General features: G+C 39.0%; 17 protein-coding genes. 2 read left to right on the top strand and 15 right to left on the bottom strand.

What is annotated here, in order from left to right; translation table 11 throughout:
- Nucleotides 1-59 precede the first annotated feature (59 nt).
- From H0486_RS03505 to H0486_RS03490, 4 genes are all read right to left on the bottom strand, one after another.
- Nucleotides 60-1223, bottom strand: a complete 1164-nt coding sequence (locus H0486_RS03505; RefSeq protein WP_228351667.1) for an ABC transporter substrate-binding protein — start codon at nucleotides 1221-1223, stop codon at nucleotides 60-62.
- A gap of 322 nt (nucleotides 1224-1545) precedes the next feature.
- Nucleotides 1546-1866 carry a hypothetical protein gene (locus tag H0486_RS03500; RefSeq protein ID WP_228351666.1) on the bottom strand — a complete coding sequence of 107 codons (321 nt, stop codon included), beginning with the start codon at nucleotides 1864-1866 and terminating at the stop codon, nucleotides 1546-1548.
- A gap of 14 nt (nucleotides 1867-1880) precedes the next feature.
- A complete protein-coding gene (clpX, locus tag H0486_RS03495; protein WP_228351665.1) occupies nucleotides 1881-3305 on the bottom strand; it encodes an ATP-dependent Clp protease ATP-binding subunit ClpX in 1425 nt (474 codons plus the stop codon).
- Between the two features lie 392 nt (nucleotides 3306-3697).
- Nucleotides 3698-5290, bottom strand: coding sequence for a S1C family serine protease (locus H0486_RS03490; protein WP_228351664.1), 1593 nt, complete (start codon nucleotides 5288-5290; stop codon nucleotides 3698-3700).
- Between the two features lie 337 nt (nucleotides 5291-5627).
- Here H0486_RS03490 and H0486_RS03485 point away from each other — a divergent pair, with 337 nt between their 5' ends.
- Nucleotides 5628-7049, top strand: coding sequence for an undecaprenyl-phosphate glucose phosphotransferase (locus tag H0486_RS03485; protein ID WP_228351663.1), 1422 nt, complete (start codon nucleotides 5628-5630; stop codon nucleotides 7047-7049).
- A gap of 48 nt (nucleotides 7050-7097) precedes the next feature.
- The gene (locus H0486_RS03480; protein ID WP_228351662.1) at nucleotides 7098-8117 is read left to right on the top strand and encodes an LCP family protein; all 1020 of its coding nucleotides are present in this window, start codon (nucleotides 7098-7100) and stop codon (nucleotides 8115-8117) included.
- Nucleotides 8118-8279: 162 nt separating this feature from the next.
- On the opposite strand, the gene H0486_RS03475 is transcribed toward H0486_RS03480, so the two are convergent.
- From H0486_RS03475 to H0486_RS03425, 11 genes are all read right to left on the bottom strand, one after another.
- On the bottom strand, nucleotides 8280-9431 hold the full coding sequence (locus tag H0486_RS03475; RefSeq protein WP_228351661.1) for a CDP-glycerol glycerophosphotransferase family protein: 1152 nt from the start codon (nucleotides 9429-9431) through the stop codon (nucleotides 8280-8282).
- Between the two features lie 33 nt (nucleotides 9432-9464).
- Nucleotides 9465-10658, bottom strand: coding sequence for a CDP-glycerol glycerophosphotransferase family protein (locus tag H0486_RS03470; RefSeq protein WP_228351660.1), 1194 nt, complete (start codon nucleotides 10656-10658; stop codon nucleotides 9465-9467).
- Between the two features lie 25 nt (nucleotides 10659-10683).
- The gene (gene tagD / locus H0486_RS03465; protein WP_228351659.1) at nucleotides 10684-11085 is read right to left on the bottom strand and encodes a glycerol-3-phosphate cytidylyltransferase; all 402 of its coding nucleotides are present in this window, start codon (nucleotides 11083-11085) and stop codon (nucleotides 10684-10686) included.
- A gap of 44 nt (nucleotides 11086-11129) precedes the next feature.
- Nucleotides 11130-11846 carry an ABC transporter ATP-binding protein gene (locus H0486_RS03460; protein WP_228354357.1) on the bottom strand — a complete coding sequence of 239 codons (717 nt, stop codon included), beginning with the start codon at nucleotides 11844-11846 and terminating at the stop codon, nucleotides 11130-11132.
- Between the two features lie 67 nt (nucleotides 11847-11913).
- Nucleotides 11914-12693: an ABC transporter permease gene (locus tag H0486_RS03455; RefSeq protein WP_228351658.1), complete on the bottom strand. Its 780-nt coding sequence runs from the start codon at nucleotides 12691-12693 to the stop codon at nucleotides 11914-11916.
- 58 nt (nucleotides 12694-12751) lie between these two features.
- A complete protein-coding gene (locus H0486_RS03450) occupies nucleotides 12752-15076 on the bottom strand; it encodes a bifunctional glycosyltransferase/CDP-glycerol:glycerophosphate glycerophosphotransferase (protein ID WP_228351657.1) in 2325 nt (774 codons plus the stop codon).
- Nucleotides 15077-15710: 634 nt separating this feature from the next.
- On the bottom strand, nucleotides 15711-17378 hold the full coding sequence (gene leuA, locus H0486_RS03445; RefSeq protein ID WP_228351656.1) for a 2-isopropylmalate synthase: 1668 nt from the start codon (nucleotides 17376-17378) through the stop codon (nucleotides 15711-15713).
- A gap of 431 nt (nucleotides 17379-17809) precedes the next feature.
- The gene (locus tag H0486_RS03440; RefSeq protein ID WP_228351655.1) at nucleotides 17810-18088 is read right to left on the bottom strand and encodes an HPr family phosphocarrier protein; all 279 of its coding nucleotides are present in this window, start codon (nucleotides 18086-18088) and stop codon (nucleotides 17810-17812) included.
- 21 nt (nucleotides 18089-18109) lie between these two features.
- Nucleotides 18110-19336 (bottom strand): CdaR family protein, encoded by a 1227-nt coding sequence (locus H0486_RS03435; RefSeq protein ID WP_228351654.1) that lies wholly within the window; start codon nucleotides 19334-19336, stop codon nucleotides 18110-18112.
- Entirely contained in the window at nucleotides 19333-20196 is an 864-nt protein-coding gene (gene cdaA / locus H0486_RS03430) for a diadenylate cyclase CdaA (protein ID WP_228351653.1), read from the bottom strand. Before cdaA ends, H0486_RS03435 begins: the two co-directional genes overlap by 4 nt.
- An 84-nt stretch (nucleotides 20197-20280) precedes the next feature.
- Entirely contained in the window at nucleotides 20281-21303 is a 1023-nt protein-coding gene (locus H0486_RS03425) for an ABC transporter permease (RefSeq protein ID WP_228351652.1), read from the bottom strand.
- Nucleotides 21304-21319 lie beyond the last annotated feature (16 nt).

The raw sequence follows: 21319 nt of genomic DNA, 5'->3' as shown, positions 1-21319 counted from the left end.
GTTTCTATAAATCATAGTAATTTGCTATTGAAACGAATTGTATTAAAAGCAGACTCTAATTACTCTGCAGTGACATATGTCCCATCTTTAATTACAACTGCTATAGGAGCTTTATTAACCTCGCCAGTTGCTGACCATGTCATACCTGCACCTGTTAAGCCATCTACACTTATCTGCGTCATAGCTGCCTTTAATGCATCGCCCATCTCTGCAACACTCATGTCTGCCTTCACATCAGCCTTCTCAATAGCAGCTTTGATAATGTACATTGCATCATAAGCATCTGCTGCAAACTGGTTAGGAACTTCGTTATTATATGCTGCTTTATAGTCAGCTACAAACTTCTGAGTTTTCTCATCATCGGAATCTGCTGCGAAAGGAGTAAGTAACATAACACCTTCTGCTAATGACGTATCAAAGTTTTCTACACCAAGGATACCATCAAGACCATCACAACCGAAGAAGATTGGTTTATAATCAAGAGAAGCTGCCTGAGTTAAGATTAAGGTTGCTTCTGTATAGTAAATAGGAAGGAATACTAACTCAGCGCCGTTATCCTTTGCTTTCTGGAGCTGAACGGAGAAATCGGATTTGCTGTCAGCAGTAAATGCTTCTGCAGCAACGATTTCGAAATTCTGGTTCTTAGCTTCCTCAACGAATTTCTCGTAGATACCGGAAGAATAAATATCGGAGCTATCATAGATAATAGCAACCTTTGTAGCCAACGCTTTCTCACCGATGTACTTCGCGGATGCAATACCCTGGTTAGGATCGGTAAAGCATACCTGGAAGGCGTTACCATACTTTAATACGTCAGTAGAAGAAGCGGAAGGAGTTAACTGGAACATCTTATCCTCATTGGTCTTCTCAATTACAGATGCACATGCACCGGAGGTAACTGTTCCCATAAGAATCTTCATTCCCGCATCCTTTAATGTGTTGTAAGCATTAACAGCCTTTTCACCGTCTGCTTCATCATCTTCAAACTTAAACTCAATCTTTACTCCATTGATGCCGCCTGCTGCATTAATCTCTTTCGCAGCCAATTCTGCACCATTTTTAACGTTCTGTCCATATACTGCAGCTCCGCCGGTTAAAGGTCCAATACCGCCGATTACTAAGGTGTCTCCACCATTAGAAGCTTTTGTACCACAAGCAGTAAGGCTTGCAGCAACCATACTCAGCCCTAATACAAGACTGATTACTTTTTTCATTTTCTTCATAAATAATCCTCCATTCTATTGAACCCTCTAATTGGGTCCCCTCTAAATTTAGCTGTGTGAAGGTATATCATCCTTTATAAAAATTAGGGCCCTTCAACACTACCCTCCTAAAACAATTGATACTCCTTCCTATATAATATAGTAAATGAGTATCCTTAAAAACAATAAGACGTCCTTGTGCGATAACAGAAAACAATCTGTCATGTATCCCGAACGCCTTTATTCTGCATATATAATAACCTCATATAAATACTTTGTCAACAAAATCTTTTACTACGGTAAAGTAATTATGTGGTAAAGTAATATAGTCCAGACTGGGGTTTTATTGCAGTTCACCCCCACACTTATCACAGAAGTCTAATCCTTCCAGAGTGATACCGCCACAATCAGGGCAAATGATCTTAGCAGGGAGGATTTCTCTCTCTACGATCTCATATTCCTCCTCTTCTTCATCCGACTCCGATACTGGTTCTGTCATATTATCATGAAATCGCGGCTCCTGCTCTGAAGGATCCACTGAATCAGAATACAAATCTTCCTCTTCCTCATTATATACTTCCTTATTATATTCATCCTCATCCATATAATAATACTCGTCATCCCGGCTTAGTTTATGAAACAGCTTTGATAGTAACGACACCATCCTCACCCCTAATATTAATTATTCATTGCGAGCATTTTCTGATTTCCGACACCCCTCATTTCGATGTAGGGAACACCTTTTCCTTCAATGTATTCCTTCGTGATAACAACCTTTCCTATATTATCATCCTTAGGAATTTCGTACATGATATCTAACATGATATCTTCCAGAATTGCACGCAATGCTCTGGCTCCTGTTTTCTTCTCCATGGCCTTTTCTGCAATTGCTTCCAATGCATCCGGCGCAAACTGAAGATCTACCTCATCCATTTCTAATAGTTTTTTATATTGCTTCAATATGGCATTCTTTGGCTCCAATAACACCTTAATCAGCATATCCTGAGAGAGCCCTTCCAGTGTAAACATAATCGGTAATCTTCCTAAGAATTCCGGTATCATTCCGTATTCTCTCAGGTCATCCAAATTCACCTGCTGAAGAATATTACTATCATCCTCATCCTTATCCTTGACTTCAGCCTTAAAGCCTATCATGGTCTGTTTATTCAGTCGAGCTTTGATAATTCTATCCAGATCCGGGAATGCACCACCACAGATAAATAAAATATTGGAGGTATTCACTGTCGCCAGGGGCACCATAGCATTTTTTGAAGTAGCGCCCACCGGTACCTCTATGTCACTTCCCTCCAACAGCTTTAGTAATCCCTGCTGTACGGACTCTCCACTGACATCTCTGCTGTTGGTGTTCCGTTTTTTGGCTATTTTATCAATTTCGTCAATAAATACGATACCGTGCTCTGCTTTCTCGACATCATTGCCTGCTGCCTGTAGAAGCTTTGATATGACGCTCTCCACATCATCTCCGATATAGCCGGCCTCTGTCAGGGATGTAGCATCAGTGATGGCCAGCGGCACATTCATGAGCTTGGCAAGTGTTTTTACCAGATAGGTTTTACCGCTACCGGTCGGTCCGATCATCAGCATATTGGATTTTTCAATCTCAACATCGGGATGAGCACCGGTACTAATTCTCTTGTAATGATTATAGACTGCTACCGAAATTGCTTTTTTCGCACGCTCCTGCCCAATAATATATTCATCCAGCATCGCTTTCAGGATATGCGGGGCAGGTACGCTCTTTCTGTCAAACACTTTATTATCGGTATTCTCCTTTGGTTTCTTCTTTAACTTCTGAGCCTTCGGAATCTCATTTTGTAGATTTGGTATATTCATCATATTAGGCGAAAAGCCCATCATCTGCATATATGGATTGTCGCCTTTGTTAATGGTATCAAAGGTCTTTTGCAAACAATCCGGACAAATACAGATCTGATTCGGAATATGAATCATTTTTCCCGCTTTACTTTCCGGTCTTCTGCACAAATAACAGATCTCCTCATAATGATCAGGATCATCCTTATGATCCGTATTCTTGTGGTCATCTATATTGAACTCATCTTTGTTGTTATCGTCTTTATTCATCTGTATCCTCCTCGTAGATCTAAACCATAGTAACCGTACCCGTAAAAGAGTACATTTTTTTACATTCCATTTTATTTTTTATTATATATTAACATATACCTTCGCACAATAGACCTTTTTAAAGCTTTTATTAAATTTTCATTATAAATCTGGTATTTCGTCATATAAAAGTAATACATTTGTGCCCATATAAGTCAGACGGGGTGTCATCATATATATTTCCAAAGTCAGAGTCCATGCTGTTTGTAATGTCATGCAGCAAGTGAATGCGGTTCTGACGTCTGTCGAATATATTATAACACCCCGTCAATTCTCTCAGTATTCAATTACGCTATTAATCTACTTTATTCTACAGGATCATACCGGTATTACTTAATTCTCCCTGCTTTATCTTAGTTATCATCGGCTGCTTTATCCTCATTCTTCTTCAGCTCCGGATTTGATCCCAATGTTACCGTCACCTTTTCTTTCTCGTATGTTCCATCGGTATTACGCATATAGGTAATCTCAACATCCGTACCTACTCTTAAGCTTGTAACATAATCTCTTAACTGGGTAATCGCAGTTACTTCTATATCATTAACCTTCACAATAATATCTCCTGCCATCAGCCCTGCTTTCTCAGCAGCTCCACCCTCTGCTATCTGATTGATAAATACACCGATTGGCATATTATAGATTTCTGCTACATCTTCCGTTACATCATTTCCAACAATACCAAGAAAGCCTTGTTCTTCTTCCTTAAGTATCTCGCGGCTCATCAGCTCATTGATAATCGGAATCGCTCTGGAGATAGGGATTGCATAACCCATACCCTCTACCTCGTTGGAAGCGTATTTGACGGTATTAATTCCTATAACCTCTCCATCGGTATTCAGCAGAGCACCACCACTGTTACCGGGGTTAATTGCTGCATCCGTTTGTAACAGAACCATGGTTTTGTTGTTGTATCCATCACTAACCTCCACTTCCCGGTCCTTTGCACTGATATACCCAACCGTTACTGATTGTCCATAACCCAAAGCATTGCCAATGGCAATTGCCATTTCACCAACCTTAACCTTATCCGAGCTTCCTAATTTTGCAATCTTAATTGCCTCACGGGTTGCTTTCTTCACGGAGGTAATATCCACCGCAATTACAGCCAGATCTGCTGTTGCATCCGTTCCCTTAATAACAGCGTTGGCTTCAGCGCCGTCCGTAAAGGTAACTGTGATAACATCGGTTCCGGCAACAACATGATTATTCGTTGCAATTAATAGTTCATTTTCATTTTCCCCTACAATAATTCCAGAACCGCTTCCCTGATATTCTTCATTGAAGCGCTGTCCAAACCATTCAGTGGGTTGATTCGTTACGCTGGTAATGGAGACAATTGAGGGTACTGTGGAACCAATAACATTGCTGACTTCTGAGTGTAACGCCGTCTTAACCTGCGCCTCTTCCGTATAACCAATATGGAACTTCTCCTCTTCCTCCTCCTTACGGGTACCGGTAAAAATCCCGACTCTTTCTACATCCGGATTAATAACATAGAAGAGTTGCTCTATCAGCAGAAAACTGATACCGGCAATTACTCCAAAGCATACTGCCTTTGCAAGGTAGCGAAGAATTTTACTGCCTTTTCCTCTTTTCTTCTTTTCTTTCTTACCCTCTTCTTTTATTGGAAAGCCATTCATATTATTAGGATAGGCGTTCATATTATTGGAATAAGAATCTACGTTACCTGAATAAGGATTTACGTTATTGGAATAAGGATTTACATTATTGGAATAAGGATTTACGTTACTTGAATAAGGATCTGCATTATGTTGATATTGGTAGGGATTATTATTAGCACCCCAAGAATTCGGACTGGGATTGTTATTGGTATTGATTTGGTTATTACTGATCTGCTCAGCCCAGAAGCTGTACTCCGGAACCTTATTGCTATTGTTGTTTTGATTTCCTCCCGGATTCTGATTGTCTCGATCGAATTCTGACATATCCATTCTCCTTTCCTCTATTGTCATATATCATTTTCATCTTTTGTTATTTCATAGTTTATCAGCATATTGTGTAAAGTTTGTGAAAATATACAGAAAAATTTATTACCTTAAGGCAACAAAAAGTTGATATAGCTGCCTATGTTATCCTGTTGTTTCATCGCATGATTTTTACTGTAGAAATTCATACTAATAATAGAATATTATCATGTTTCTGTAAAGCTTTTCCGTTTTCGTTATAGAATCTTAATAAAATTATTATTGTTGAAATCTGCTTAATCATGTATTATAGTAGAGAAGTTAATCACAAGCATAACACCACAAAGTAGGGGTCGATATGATAAAAGATAATCAGAAAATGTTAAACAGAGTCCATGTTCTTATGGATGCCATCATTATAGTGATTGCTTATCTACTCACATATTATTTGCGTTTTTATAGTCCGCTGACAAAGCTACACTTTTTTCGAGTAGAACCTGGTACCTTCTACCCTGTAGAGGTATATGCACAAAGCTTATTATTCTTAGTGCCTGTATATTTATTTATCTATTACTTTTGCCGCCTTTATACTCCAAAGCGCGGAAAGCGTAGATGGACTGAGATTTTGAATATTATATTAGCAAATATCTTCGGTATTGCATTTTATTTCTCATTCTTATACCTTACTAAGGAATTTCAGATTTCCAGAAAGTTTCTAGGATTATTCTTTAGTATGAATATCCTGTTTAATATCATTTCTCGTATGGCACTGTCCTATGCACTGAAGGTTGCACGCCGTAAGGGCTATAACCTGAAGCATGTGATCCTTGTTGGTTATGGACATGCTGCTGAAGCATATATTGATCGAATTTTCGCTAATCCTCAATGGGGATACTATATTCATGGAATTCTGGATGATAACATGGAAATTGGTACCATGTATAAAAAGGTTCCCGTAATTGGAACCATTACGCACTTAGAATCGTTCTTATCTAAGATGAGCCTGGATGAAATTGCGATTACCTTAAGTATTAATGAATACGAAAAGCTGGAGAACATAGTAAACATATGTGAAAAATCCGGTGTTCATACTAAATTCGTTCCAGATTATTATGGCTTTATCCCTACCAAGCCCTATACGGAAGATTTGTATGGCTTACCGGTTATTAATATCCGTAATGTACCTCTCAGTAACACCTATAACAGGATTATCAAACGACTTGTTGACATTCTCGGAGCTTCCTTAGCTCTACTCCTGTTTTCCATTCCGATGCTACTGGTGGCGATTATTATTAAGATAACCTCCCCCGGCCCTGTGATATTTTCACAGATTCGAATTGGAAAGCACAATAAAGAATTTAAAATGTATAAATTCCGTTCTATGGAGGTCCAGTCGGAGAAGGATGAGAAAAAGGCATGGACTACCAAACGGGATCCACGTGTTACGGGTATTGGTAAATTCATTCGTAAGACAAGCATAGACGAGCTGCCCCAATTATTTAATATCCTTAAGGGAGATATGAGTCTGGTCGGTCCAAGACCGGAAAGGCCGTTCTTTGTAGAAAAATTCAAGGAGGAAATTCCCCGCTATATGATAAAGCATCAGGTTTCTCCCGGTATGACGGGATGGGCGCAGATCAATGGCTATCGCGGCGATACCTCCATCCGAAAGCGAATTGACCATGACTTGTATTATATAGAGAACTGGACTCTGGGACTTGATATTAAAATACTGTTTTTAACCATTTTCAAGGGCTTTATTAACAAAAATGCTTATTGACGTATACGATTAACACAGCATTACAGAAAGGCAAGGTTTTAAGTTACTATGGCAAAAGAAAAAAAGAAGAAAAAAGGCAGATTAATCGCTATATTATTATTAGAAGTATTCATATTAGCGGTTCTTGTCGTCGTATTTAAAATGAATAATATGATGAATAAAATACAATATAATGACGAGGATGATGAATACATTCAACAAAATGAAGAAGTAGAGGTTGTCACAGGTTACCGTAATATCGCTATCTTCGGTGTTGACTCCAGAGATAATGCGTTGGATAAGGACACTCACAGCGATACTATCATTATCGCAAGCATTGATAATCAGACGAAAGATGTTAAGCTTGCTTCCGTATATCGTGACACCTATGTAAATATTCCGGGTGAAGGCTATAATAAAATTAACGCTGCTTACTTCAAGGGTGGCTACTCGCTCGCCTTAAGTACTCTGAACACCAACTTCGATCTTGATATTAAGGAGTATGTAACGGTTAATTTTCAGGCAGTAGTGAATGTGGTGGACATGCTTGGGGGCATCGAGCTGGATATTCAGGAAAATGAATTAAAGTATCTCAATGGATACGTGCGCGAATTAAATCGTATTAACGGCACGAATGTTTCTGGTTTAAAATCAGCCGGTACTCAGGTAGTCAATGGTACCCAGGCAACTGCCTACGCCAGAATCCGATATACAAAAGGTGGAGATTTCAAACGTACAGAACGTCAGAGAATTGTAATCACGAAGATCTTTAACAAGATAAAATCCTCGGATTTATCCACGATAAACGGCGTAATCGATGAGTTATTTCCACAAATTCAGACCAATCTCAAGAGTACCGAATTGCTGATGCTCGCAAAGGATGTAATGTCCTATGATATTGTAGATCAGACCGGTTTTCCATTTGAGAAGGATGCACATACCTATAAGAAGGTATCCTATGTATTCCCCATCAATCTGCAGGATAACGTCAGTAAGCTGCATGAGTTCTTATATAACGAGGTCGGTTATGTACCCAGCAACACTGTCCAGGAGTACTCCTCCTATGTGGAGGGCATTCGTGCTCAGTAAGCCAGTCCATAGCTCATTAATAAACTTTATTGATAATTTCTACTATAATATAAAGGGAGCAATAACTTGAAAGGCAATGAAACTCAAGTTATTACTCCTTTTTTATAATGCATATCAAACTACCCCAAGCATTTTTATACCGGTATCTTTCGTTATCTTTCTCTAATCCGTCTCACTTAACAGGCATATGAGACGCTCTGATGCCTTACCATCCAGATATTCATAATGCTCCATCTTAAACTTATGAATCCGTTCCATATCGTAGGAGGCTTCCTTGATGATATCTACCACCTCTTTACTGGAATAGGCAACGGGTCCAGGTACATAGGTGTCGTAATTTCTGTAAAAACCTCTACCCTGATTCGAGAACTCCGTATAATCATAAGCATAGAACAGCATTGGCTTTTCGGTGAGGCAAAACTCAAAGATAATCGACGAGTAATCCGTAATCAGTATATCCGAAGCCAGCATCAACGAATTGACATCCGACTCGAAGGATAATTGATAGATACGAGGATTCAATTGCTTCTCTCCGAATTTGGCTGCAATAAATGGATGCAGGCGAAGACCGATGCAGTATTCCTTGGGTAGCTCTCTGGCAAGCTCATCAATGAGCTCCAATATTCTAACATTCTCTGTCTCAACATCCCGAAAGGTTGGAGCATATAGGATCAGCTTCTTCTCCTCGGGTATTCTATACTTCTGATAAATATATTCCCTGTCCCGATTCCAGTTTGTATCCCGAAGGGCATTAATACGATCAAGCAAATCATCCGTCTTAGGTAGTCCAATTGGATAAACCACCTGATGGGAAACTCCAAAGGCGCCGGCATATAATCCGACCATACTATCGGAGTTTACAATTAAATGTGTTATATTCCTGTTCGCCTTGTTCTCAAGCTCCTTTAGCTTACCCACATTAACATCCTGGCCAAACTTTTTAATAGTACCCGTTCCATGCCAAAGCTGAACCACCTTTGTATTCTTTCTCCGTCTAAGATAAGCAAACGGTAGAAATATGTTATCCAATAATATGATCTCAGACCTGGCCATTTCGTAAGGCTTACGAAAGAAAAAGGACAATAACGCAGATATTCCTGATAAAGCTTCTGCTGCATGAATATCACTTTTTTTCAAATAGAAAAAAGTATATCCCTGATCCCGTTCCTGAAGTTGTCTGGCAATAATAGCAACATTACCCCCTTCTCCTTCGTCATGGGACATAATACAGAATACACTTTTCTTTTTCATTGGAAATAGCCTGCATATATAATACACGATGGCAAAAAGATAATATCCAAGTACTTTTTTCACAACCTACCTCCAATATCATATGATTAATTACATCTACCCTGCTATCTTGGTAATCAGTTCTACAACCTTCTTCGATGCATTTCCATCATCCGCATGGTTATACTTATGACAAAATGCCTCCTGCTTTTCTCTATATGTACTTGCCTCATAATTCTGAATTGCAGCAATAAGCTCTTCCGTGGTGAAGGTTACCGGTCCTGGAGCTTCCTCAAGAAAATCAAAATAAAAGCCACGTAATGTATCCTTGTATGCTTCCAGATCATAACAGTAGAACAGCATCGGACGTCTTAGGATACTATAATCAAACATAACGGAGGAATAATCCGTTATTAACATATCCGAAACCAGATATAATGCGGAAATATCGTAGCTTAAGTCACAGGGATAGATAAATCCCTTGTACGGACTCCAGTCAATCTGTTCCATTACCAGATAATGATATTTTACAATCATTATCGTATCCTTAGATAATGCTTCCTTTAACAGATCAAATTTCAACGGTGAATTGAACTTATACTTTCCATTATCATAGAACTCGTTATCCCTCCAAGTCGGAGCATACAAAATAATCCTCTTATCAAGAGGAAGGCCAAGTTCCTGCTTCAAGGCGCGGACATCTTCAGGATTGTTTTTCTTAAATAAAACATCATTTCTGGGATATCCGATCTCCAGCATTTCCTTTTTAAACGCAAAGGCTCTGCGGAAAATCTCCGTAGAAAAATGATTTTGAGATATCAGATAATCCCAGGTCTGTGTATTCTCATAAAAATTCTTTTTGTAACTATCAATCTCCTCTTCTCCTGCCATATAGACGCTGTCCATGTCAAGAGCCAGCTTCTTTAAAGGAGTTCCATGCCAGGTCTGAATATAGGTACACTCCGGTCGCTTGATAATATATTGCGGAAGTCTGGTATCACAAACCCAGACACCAGCCACTGCAAATAGGTAGAAATAGCGAAAGCGGGAGCGCTTCACAGTTGATGCTGCTCCCGGAATTGGTGTATTCGGATCCTCAAGGATAAAGTAGCAACGGTACTTTTTGTCCAAGCCCTGGCGAACCATTTCTTCATAGATCGCCCTGGGGCTTCCGGTATAATTCCTTCCCAGATTACTTTCAAATAGGATAATACGCTTATTAACCGGTAGAATACGTGTTGCTGCTTTATAGCAATTCAGTATCACTATCTTAAGCAGTTGCTTTACTCTTTTCTTAACTTGGTTCACCATATACTACGTGGTCCTCTTTTCACATTTAGTTCTTCTTCCCACCGAGATTAAGGTCCTGCTTAATCTTTGTAGTCGATATTCCTTCCGTTCTGGGCAGATATACCACTTCACAATAATCCTTCAGGAAATCAAACTGACCCTTCCAGTCATCTCCCATAACAAAGACATCTACCTGATTATCTACGACATCCTTAATTTTCTGTTCCCAGGTATACTCTGGAATTACTTCATCCACATATTTAATTGCCTCTAGAATTATTTTCCGGTCTTCATAGCTATGATAAGCTGTTTTATGTTTAATAGCATTAAACTCATCCGAGGAAAGCACAACAATCAGATAATCACCTAATTCCTTGGCTCTTCTGAGCAAATTAATGTGCCCTACATGTAATAAATCATAGGTTCCGTAAGTAATTACTTTTTTCATAATCTCCCTCCATTCTGCATTATCATAATTCATTATGTGCTGTCTTAATTATTCCCATTCTCATTAATTTTCGATTCATAAACTGCGCTTACCTCTTCCACAGATCCCTGCGTAATCAACTTTCCTTTTTCCAGTAAGATGGCACGGTTACATAACCGGTTTACCTGCTCCAGTGAATGGGAAACAAATAACACGGTTACGCCTTTATCAAACATTGATTTAATTTTCTTTTCACTCTTCTTCCGGAATTTGGCATCTCCCACCGATAGGACCTCATCCAGAATCAGAATGTCCGGATCTACCACGGTCGCAATGGAAAAGCCGAGTCTTGCTTTCATACCGGAGGAATAATTCTTTACCGGTACATTAATAAAATCTCCCAACTCCGAAAAAGCAATTATTTCATCATACTTCTCCTTAATAAAATCCTTGGGATAACCCAGTACGGCCCCGTACAAATAGATATTCTCCGCTCCGGTATATTGCGGATCAAAGCCAGCCCCTAGCTCCAGCAAAGGGACTATTTTTCCTTTTATCGAAACCGTTCCCTCCGTCGCCTTAAGTACTCCGGCAATTATTTTCAATAAGGTACTTTTTCCTGCACCGTTTAATCCTAATATTCCGAGTCGGTCTCCCTTATTCACGGAAAATGTTATATCTTTTAATGCCCAGAACTCCTGATAGCGAAGTTCATTTTTTATCATTCTGATGAAGTATTCCTTCAGATTGTCTACCTTGCGTTCCATCAGGTTGAACTTCATACCGACATGATCGACAGTTAAAACCTTCTCTTTCACACAATCCTCCAATTCTAATCTGTTCCAATGATTATATATTTAGAATAAACTTATCCTGCTTCTTGTAGAATACCACAATACCAATAATAAGCGAGCCGATGGAACAGATTGAAGATATTATCAGTGCTTCCCGGTTTAATGGTGTACCGAATAAAATGCAATCCCTGAAATTCTTTATAATATCGAACAGCGGGTTAAATTTCAATGCCCATTCTTTACTTGCAAATTTCGGCTGCGTCATATCGTAAAAAATTGCGGAAGAGTACATAACAATCATGAGTAGTACACTCCAAAGATATTCCAAATCGCGGAAAAATACAGCCATGGTCGCTAATATCAAACCTACACCCAAGGATAGGATGAGTAGTAAGGTCAATGGAATAATTGACTGAAATATATATATTGTAGGTGTGACATCAAATACGAACATTGACAGGAACAGAACTATTAATGAAATCAAAAAAATGATATAGTTCGATAATATGGAGGAAATCGGATAAATGTACTTTGGTACATACACCTTCTTAATCATCGCACTATTTGTTCTTATGGATTTCATCGCAGCTTTCGTGGAATTTGCAAAAAAGGTGTATAACAATCTTCCAGTTAGGATATATACAGGGAAGGTCTTGCCTCCCTTTCCATACCAGCCGGAGAATACAAAGGTTAATACGATGGTAGTCAATATTGGCTCTAAAAGCGTCCATAATAAACCGAGATAGGATCTTCGGTATTTCAGTTTGATATCCTTTTTAACAAGTTCCCCCAATAGAAACCGATATTTACCAAAATTATTCAGCACTCTTTTCACGCGTTACCTCTCATCTTCTACTCAAAAAGTTATCTTTATTTTAATGAGTATTCTAAAATTATGCAATACTATTATTTCTCTTAAAGACTGATTTTACCACTTTTTCAGCAGCATGTCCATCTTCCCATTCACAAAATCTTTGATAGAATTGCTCATATCTTTGGTTAAATTCACAGGAAACCTTCTCAATGTTCTTTATTGCATCTATGACCTCCTCCGTTGTATACAACAAAGGTCCCGGCACTTCCCTTTCAATATCAAAATAAAAGCCTCTCAGTGTGTCACGGTACTTCTCCAGGTCGTAGGTAAAAAACAGCATGGGGCGTTTCAAATTGGCATAATCAAAAAAGACAGAGGAATAGTCAGTTATCAGGATGTCCGATATCAGATACAGCTCGGTAATATCATCATATTTACTTACGTTATACGCAAATCCCCCGTATTCACTGACATCGATGGAATCTGCTATAAAATAATGGGTTCGTAATAGAAGGACATACTCCTCACCTAATTGCTCCTTCATTAAACCAATATCCAATTGAAGCTGAAACTTATACTGTCCCTTCGCATAAAATTCATCATCCCTCCAGGTCGGTGCATAGAGAATCGTCTTTTTATTCTTCGGAATTCCCACTCTATCCCGTATTTGTAGCGCGATCTCGTCTTTATTCGGACTATGCAGAAGATCATTTCTAGGATATCCGGTCTCCAATATCTCTTTTTCGAACATAAAGCATCTGCGAAAGGTCTCACTACTGAATGCATTTGGTGCAATCAGGTAATCCCATATTCGTGATTGCTTATAGACCTGTTGCTTGTATTTTGGGGTAGCAGAGCTGATATCATCAATATCAAAAACCAGCTTTTTCAATGGTGTTCCATGCCAGGTTTCCAAGAAGACATTATCTTCCCTCTTAACCATCCATTCCGGCTGTCGGCCATTAAAAACATCATACTTGCAACGTGCCAGATAGTAATAATATCTTATACTAAATCTTTTTATTTTTTTATGCGGATATGGAATATTGGTTTTTTTATTAATAACCCAGATGAATTTATATTCTCCCGGGTAGTTCTTTGCTAAATATTCATAAATATACTTTGGACTCCCCGAATAGCTTTTGCCAAAAAAGCTTTCAAATAATATCCAGTTCTCCATCACTTCTTGCTTCAAAAATATATGATCATAAAGAAATTTCGCCAATGATTTCTTCTTCCTTACGATTTTCTTTAGTTTTTTATAACCCAAATGTATTTTTACAATTCGAAGTGATCTCAGTAGATTGTTCTTTATCAGCGCCTTTATAATCCGTTTTTTATAACCTTTAAGCTTATGGATGACCTCCGGATTTATGTCTCTGGCAATCTTTCCCATCAGCTCGAACTTGTCCGTACGCCATGCATCATTGGAGCTTCTCTTTAGTTTCGGAGCATGTACACGGACATAGTAGTTAATATATTTCATGGCAATTCTGCTTTTTAGGTCCATATCCTCCGGAATTCTAAGAACCGTCTCATAATATGCATCAATAAACTCGTAGAATCGATCCGGATCCTTAATCTGAGATAGGGATGGAGAGTTAATTGGATCATTATGTTTTCTTTGTATATATATTCCATCCGTATGATATAAAAATAACTCAGCCTTGGACATTGCTTCTACCAGAAATGGTACATCTGAAAAATACTTCAGTTTTTCAGGAAATAGAATACCATTATCCATTAGAAATTTACGCCTAAAATAGATCCCGAGTACGGAGATATTTCGCATTCCTTTTCTCTTACTTACCAGCGCCCGATAGGCTTTTCGTTTCCGTGCCATGATCTCATTCTCAAGATCTTCCTCGGTCATCTCCTCTGTGTAATCTTCCGTGGTATCATACGTATCTTCACCGAATCCATCCTCCTGATCCGAGTTAGTACTCACATCCTCTGAAGTATCTGACTCACCTTCTTCCGATGCTTCTTCATCATTTAAGCTCTTCTTTTCCAGGGAGGCCAGATATACACTTCTTTGGAACCATGTATATTCCCTCTTTCCATATATGATATCATAACCAGTCTCTTCCGTTATCAGGTGTAGATCCAGTACATTCCCATACAGATAGTCATCACTGTCCAAAAAATATACATAATCTCCGGTGGCCTTCGCAATTCCCATATTTCTTGCTGCAGCTACACCCGTCTTACCGTCCAGCTCATATATAGAAAGCGGCAGTTTTTCTTTATATTCATCTACAACGTGCAAATCATCCTGACTGACATGATCACAAATGAGAAGGATTTCAATATTATTTAGAGATGAATGTTCGATAATGCTGTTTAAACAGTCTCTAAGATAAGCTTCTCCTTTATGATATGGAACAATAACGCTCGTTTTCATAGCATACCTCCATGCATTTGGGATATTTCTATATCCTTTTTTCTGTAACCACAGCAAGGGCATTATAGCATTTAAGGGATATCTAGTCAAGTTACGCCCAATTTGCTCAATCCCTTGCTTCCATAGTTTTTCCACTTTACCTGACTTTTATATGACTTAAAGATGAATTCAATTAATTAATATTCATATTGTAATATTTTATCTGATCGCCAAACCGCATCGAAAATTCTTACATTATTTAAGCCAATACATGAAATATACTCAGATACATCCCTATAACACATCCCTATAATATGCCGTAGACAGGAAAAGAGTGGTCCCCATATGGAGTGTGGGCAGATACCGTAAAACGATTAGCCTATTTTCGAGCGGATTTCTGTATGCTAGTTCGTTTCGCGAGCGACTGACGTTCCTATCAAGGAGGAGCGAAACGTAATAGACGCATGCAGAAATTCCCGAAAATAGAGCTTGTTTTACGGTACTGCCCACACTCCATATGGGGACCTCTCTTTTCCGTTAACTCTTTTTCGTTAACTCTTTTTCGTTAACTCTTTTCCGTTAAGAAGGGTGTAATGATGGTTTCCTATTTTGGAATCCATCATTACACCCTTCGTTATAGTACAAATTATTAACTTTATTTGAAGTTCAATCGATTCATTGCACTAAAGATGGCACGCAGAGAAGCTCTTGTGATGTTGGAGCTTATACCGACACCGAAGGTCATTCTTCCGCTTGCTAAATCCACCATTTGTATATAGGCAGCAGCCTGTGCATTTGCTCCACCCGCTAAGGAATGTTCTGTATAGTCAAGGATTTTAAAGTGAACACCAAGCTCCTTCTCCAAACCGTTATGTACTGCATCGATCGGTCCATTACCGGTGGCTTCAAAGGTCTTCTCCACACCGTTATAGGTATATACAACTGTTGCTTTGGTATTACTTTCATCACGATCGGATAAATCCTCAATCTTACATTTTCTAAAATGTAAGGGCTCCTTCTTATCCAGATAATTGGCTTTGAATTCCTCCATAATCTGTTCCGGAGATACCTCGCCCTGCTTCTCGGATAATACCTGTATTACATCTGCAAATTCCTTATGCATTGCCTTAGGAAGCTTAAATCCGAAGTAGGTTTCCATGATAAATGCTACACCGCCCTTGCCGGACTGGCTGTTGATACGAACGATCGGTTCATACTGCCTTCCAATATCCGCAGGATCAATGGGTAGATAGGGAACAGCCCAGATCTTACTGTTACGTTCCTTCATCGCCTTAATACCCTTATTAATAGCATCCTGATGAGATCCTGAAAATGCAGTAAATACCAGCTTTCCTGCATAGGGGTGTCTCTCATGTACCTTCATCTTACACAGACGCTCATAAGCTTCAATTATCTCATTTATATTATCTATTTCCAGTTCAGGATTAATTCCTTGGGAAAACATGTTGTAAGCCAGCGTCAGAATATCCACATTACCGGTTCTCTCGCCGTTACCAAATAAGGTTCCTTCTACTCTGTCAGCTCCTGCAAGTAACGCTAATTCAGAGATAGCTACGCCGGTTCCACGATCATTGTGGGGATGTACACTTAAGATAATCGTATCACGATTCTTAAAGTTCCGATTCATCCATTCAATCTGATCCGCATAAACATTCGGTGTATTCATCTCGACGGTTGCAGGTAAATTGAATATGATCTTATCCTCAGTCGTCGGTTGCCATATGTCCTGCACAGCTGTACATACTTCAAGGGCATATTCCACTTCCGTTCCTGTGAAGCTTTCCGGGGAATACTCCAGTATGATTTTGCCAGGGAACTTTTTCGCATATTCCTTAACCAGCTTTGTCCCTTCTACAGCAATCTGCTTTATTTCTTCCTTTGACATATTGAATACAACATCACGCTGTAAGGTTGAGGTAGAGTTGTAGATGTGGACAATTGCACGCTTCACACCCTCCAACGCTTCAAAGGTACGTTTCAGAAGATGCTCCCTGCATTGTACCAATACCTGTACCGTTACATCATCAGGTATTAATTTACGATCTACTAACTGTCTTAAAAAGTCAAATTCAATCTGGGAAGCGGAAGGAAAACCTACTTCAATCTCCTTAAAACCAAGCTTCACCAGCAACTGGAAGAATTCTATCTTCTCTTCCACAACCATTGGCTCAATCAAAGCCTGATTACCGTCTCTCAAATCAACACTACACCAAATCGGTGCCTTCTCGATCTGTTTATTTGGCCATTGTCTGTCATCCAGCTTTATTACCGGGTTCCTTTGATATCTCTTATAATTCAACATAATATATTCCTCCTATTCTTTATACTAATCCATTTTAAAAAATATATTAGCCATGGAGTCGATATATCACGCTGTAGATTTTTACAAGGAACAATACGGCATTGTCTATTCGAGTCCCATCCAAATCAAGTCCTTTCTCTATTTTTATATTAGTAAATACGACTTCTCCTGATTATGCCTGGATTATACCAACGAAAAGAATCAAGAGCTTCGTAATCTACTTCAGTATAAACAATATTCCAGTCACCACTTCAAGTATGCTGTATCCTGTTATGACTTATATGTAGAGGTATCCTCAACGAGAACACCTTATAATAAACATGAATGATAGAACCATATGTAAATGGTCATTACCTTTCCGTCCTATGGTATTATCCATATTACGGAAATGTAATGACCTAAATTATATCATTATGGAATTTCTTTGGCAACTATTTTTTTATAAATTCATCACCGAGTCCGCCTTTGATCATATCGGTGAGTACTTCTAATGCTTCCTCCTCATCCGGACCTTCACAGATGAGTTCGATCTCATCTCCTTCTTTCACACAGGCAGATAACACACCAATGACACTTTTCGCATTCACTGATTTGTCACCAATGATTAATTTGATACTTGATTGGAAGTCAATGGAGCGATTACACAGTACGCTGATCGGTCGCAAATGCAAACCGGCCGGGATATTAACCATTATCTTTCTACTTACCATGATATACCTCCTATCCATGTACTACTCACTTTCAGTTTTCGCCAGATACATACTAACCTTCGGAACGTTAGAGAGCGAGACATCACCGGATACATTTGCTTTAATATCAAGAGTATATGTACCGGTGGTGTAACCGGTAATATCAATATAAGGTTTTAGATTCGTTCTGTCATACTTATCAAGTTCCGCTGCGGGTCCTGTTAGTTTAATCGTAATGGGTCCGGTGGAGATAAAGTTAATCGTCATGTCATTCTCTTTTCCTCTTATCTCTATATCTCCAGGCCATATATTAATTTCCTTTGTCTGCTTTTTTTCAATTGTTATATTGATAGCAGCGGTCTTATTCTCCCCTACCAACACTAGACCTTCCCGTAGCTTTTCTTCCAGATTTATCTCTTTTATTATGGAGGATGTTGCTCCACTGATACTTTCTGTTATGGATAAATACTGAATACTCCTTAGTGCCTCATCATCACCAGCCACCTCAATGGTCTCCGGTCCATATTCGATGTTGGTCATAACATAGCCCTCTGCAGGCTTTCCGCTGGCTGTAATCTGGAGATTAATTGTTTTTGTTTTGTATACACCGATATATATGGTAACGGCTTTCTGACTGAATTTCAGATTCGAGGCATCAATTTCATTCCCCTCTTCATCCAGTGCTTTGGGCTCTTCTATCGTTCTAAAGGAACCTGAAACCTGATCTACATCCACCTCTACGACAATATCCTTAATTCGTTCGATTTTACTTTTGGGTCCTGATACCCTGAGAATAGTACTGGCCGTCTTCTCACCGATAAAATAGCCCTCTGCGGGTTCCCCCTTCAGTACTACATTTACCTTAAAATGCTTCTCCACCAGCTCTTCCCGGTTAATCTTCATAACCTGATACAGGCCATCAATAACGGTTACATCATCTCCATATCTGGGACAGGAAATGTTAATCGTGACAGCATTGACATCCGAAAGCTTCGCAAAATCTGCTGTAACCTTAAAATCCGATACTGCCAGGTTATCAGCAATGGTTCTTCTTGCAGCAACAGTAAAATCAATGGTCTCGCCTTCTACAATTTCATAAACCTGATCCAGGTAAGCAATTTCCTCTTCATTGAGTATGGTTACCGGCACATTACGAAAATCCACGGGTACCACAGGATCATCCACATTGGTAATTACAAGCCACATAATGGCGGCAAGAATAACGGACAGAATTTTCAAGCCGATGTTTTTCGTCAACTTTTCTTTCATTCTTTATTCTTCCCCCTCCATAGCTTTAATTTCTTGACCTCGACAGTTTTTTTCTGAGCATCAATCAATTTAGACCTCAGATAATCACCATCCACGTTGCGGATCAGTTTACCTCCCTTGGCTATGGATACCTTGCCGGTTTCTTCTGATACTATTATAGTCAAGCTATCGGACACTTCACTGATGCCGATTCCTGCACGATGTCTGGTTCCCAGGTCCTTACTAAGCTGCATATTGTCCGACAAGGGTAAATAACAGGTTGCGGCAACAATTCGATTGCCTCGAATAATAACTGCTCCGTCATGTAAAGGAGTATTATGTTCAAATATATTAATTAGCAGTTCACTACTGGTAAGACTGTCGATACTGATACCGGTGCTTTCATATTCCGCTAATGGAGTATCCTGTTCAATCACAATCAATGCACCGGTCTTAGCTCTAGCCAGTTCAAAGGTCGCACGAACAATCTCATTCAGAGTATGGTCAGAGAACTTCTCACTTAGATTCTTCGAATCATCAAAGGTTATGAAGGATCTTACCAGATTCTTCTGACCCAATTGCTCCAATGCTTTCCGAAATTCCGGCTGGAAGATGATGACGATTGCTATGATTCCTACACTGATCGTATTCGTGATAATCCATAGAAGTACATTCAACTGTAGTATTACAGCCAAAAGCCAGAAAGCCATGATCACTACAAGTCCTTTTACCAGCGACCACGCTCTTGTATTCTTGATCCACCTGACAACGTGATAGATCAAATATGCGAGTATTAATATTTCAATAATATCCGTGAAGTTAATCTTGGGAATTGATAACCGCACCAAATAGTCGTTTATAAACTTCTTGATTCCCTCCATAATCCTTCTCTCCTGAAAAATATTCTAGTTACGTCTCCCTATCACGGCTGCCGGCTGAATTGTCATCCTTATTACAGAATCACTCTAGTTATCGGAATAACCGTCATCCTCATCATCATATTCTTCGTCATCCTCTAAATCATCCTGATTCTGAGCTGCATTCACCGATCCCTTTTCTGCGTTCTTTGTATTAATATGCTTTACCTTCATCTGAGGAGTTGTAACCGTCACCTTGGGTACTGCTTTCACATAATAATAATATACGTCATCTTCAAATTGTACGTTCTCTACACCGGAATAATCCAGAGTCAACTGGAAGAATTGAATGATATATACAATGGCAGCAGACGCAAGAGTTCCTAATATCATGCTTAGAATCTTGTCTGACTGACCAAATAAAAAGTCGCTGATTAAAAATCCCAGTATACTGGCCAAAGCTCCGGCAGCAATCGATATTTCAAATGCATAATCAAATTTTAACTTTCTCACATAATACACTACGATGAGTATCAGTGCAAAAATTACAATGGATAGTATCATTTGCTTATTATCAATTATGCTGTCCATAACATAGGTATAGAGTTGAAGAATATCATCCACAGTGGTATTCACCTGCATGGTAACAGCCGTTTGAATTACCCTGATAATATAGTAAACCACCACTCCACAGGCCATAGGAATGATGGCGATAGGAGTAGATACAATTCCTAATAATATAGGCATAAGATAGGGTACTTTCAGAAAATATAATATCGGTACCGCAAGCAGCACGTATCCCAAATGTGGGGTAAATCGCGCAAATAAAAAGTAAATAATAAGCAGTAATACAACAATTATAATTGATAAAATAGGCGATGCCACATAGACATGCAATATGGCTACTCCCGTTGCCAATAGGACCATTACCGCAGAAGGGGTAATGGCACTAAGCAAAGATAATCCTAAAATAACCGGTAATGATTCTAAACGGGTATCATAGCCTATCTCTCTGTTAATCATCTGAAATGCGATAAATGCAAATATAAATTTTATTACAGGTTTAATATATATATCATATCTGTGATATATGTTTTTTACTCTTTCACGAAAAACCAGTAACGGCATCATTCTGATTTCCTCCCCC

The sequence above is a fragment of the Variimorphobacter saccharofermentans genome (genome assembly GCF_014174405.1).
GTDB lineage: Bacteria > Bacillota > Clostridia > Lachnospirales > Lachnospiraceae > Mobilitalea > Mobilitalea saccharofermentans.
This window is presented reverse-complemented; position numbering and strand designations above follow the sequence as displayed.

Excerpts from the sequence above, each read along its gene's own strand:
- H0486_RS03505 (WP_228351667.1), bottom strand. The coding sequence starts at position 1,223 with ATGAAGAAAATGAAAAAAGTAATCAGTCTTGTATTAGGGCTGAGTATG.
- H0486_RS03500 (WP_228351666.1), bottom strand. The coding sequence starts at position 1,866 with ATGGTGTCGTTACTATCAAAGCTGTTTCATAAACTAAGCCGGGATGAC.
- clpX (WP_228351665.1), bottom strand. The coding sequence starts at position 3,305 with ATGAATAAAGACGATAACAACAAAGATGAGTTCAATATAGATGACCAC.
- H0486_RS03490 (WP_228351664.1), bottom strand. The coding sequence starts at position 5,290 with ATGTCAGAATTCGATCGAGACAATCAGAATCCGGGAGGAAATCAAAAC.
- H0486_RS03485 (WP_228351663.1), top strand. The coding sequence starts at position 5,628 with ATGATAAAAGATAATCAGAAAATGTTAAACAGAGTCCATGTTCTTATG.
- H0486_RS03480 (WP_228351662.1), top strand. The coding sequence starts at position 7,098 with ATGGCAAAAGAAAAAAAGAAGAAAAAAGGCAGATTAATCGCTATATTA.
- H0486_RS03470 (WP_228351660.1), bottom strand. The coding sequence starts at position 10,658 with ATGGTGAACCAAGTTAAGAAAAGAGTAAAGCAACTGCTTAAGATAGTG.
- tagD (WP_228351659.1), bottom strand. The coding sequence starts at position 11,085 with ATGAAAAAAGTAATTACTTACGGAACCTATGATTTATTACATGTAGGG.
- H0486_RS03460 (WP_228354357.1), bottom strand. The coding sequence starts at position 11,846 with ATGAAGTTCAACCTGATGGAACGCAAGGTAGACAATCTGAAGGAATAC.
- H0486_RS03450 (WP_228351657.1), bottom strand. The coding sequence starts at position 15,076 with ATGAAAACGAGCGTTATTGTTCCATATCATAAAGGAGAAGCTTATCTT.
- leuA (WP_228351656.1), bottom strand. The coding sequence starts at position 17,378 with ATGTTGAATTATAAGAGATATCAAAGGAACCCGGTAATAAAGCTGGAT.
- H0486_RS03440 (WP_228351655.1), bottom strand. The coding sequence starts at position 18,088 with ATGGTAAGTAGAAAGATAATGGTTAATATCCCGGCCGGTTTGCATTTG.
- H0486_RS03435 (WP_228351654.1), bottom strand. The coding sequence starts at position 19,336 with ATGAAAGAAAAGTTGACGAAAAACATCGGCTTGAAAATTCTGTCCGTT.
- cdaA (WP_228351653.1), bottom strand. The coding sequence starts at position 20,196 with ATGGAGGGAATCAAGAAGTTTATAAACGACTATTTGGTGCGGTTATCA.
- H0486_RS03425 (WP_228351652.1), bottom strand. The coding sequence starts at position 21,303 with ATGATGCCGTTACTGGTTTTTCGTGAAAGAGTAAAAAACATATATCAC.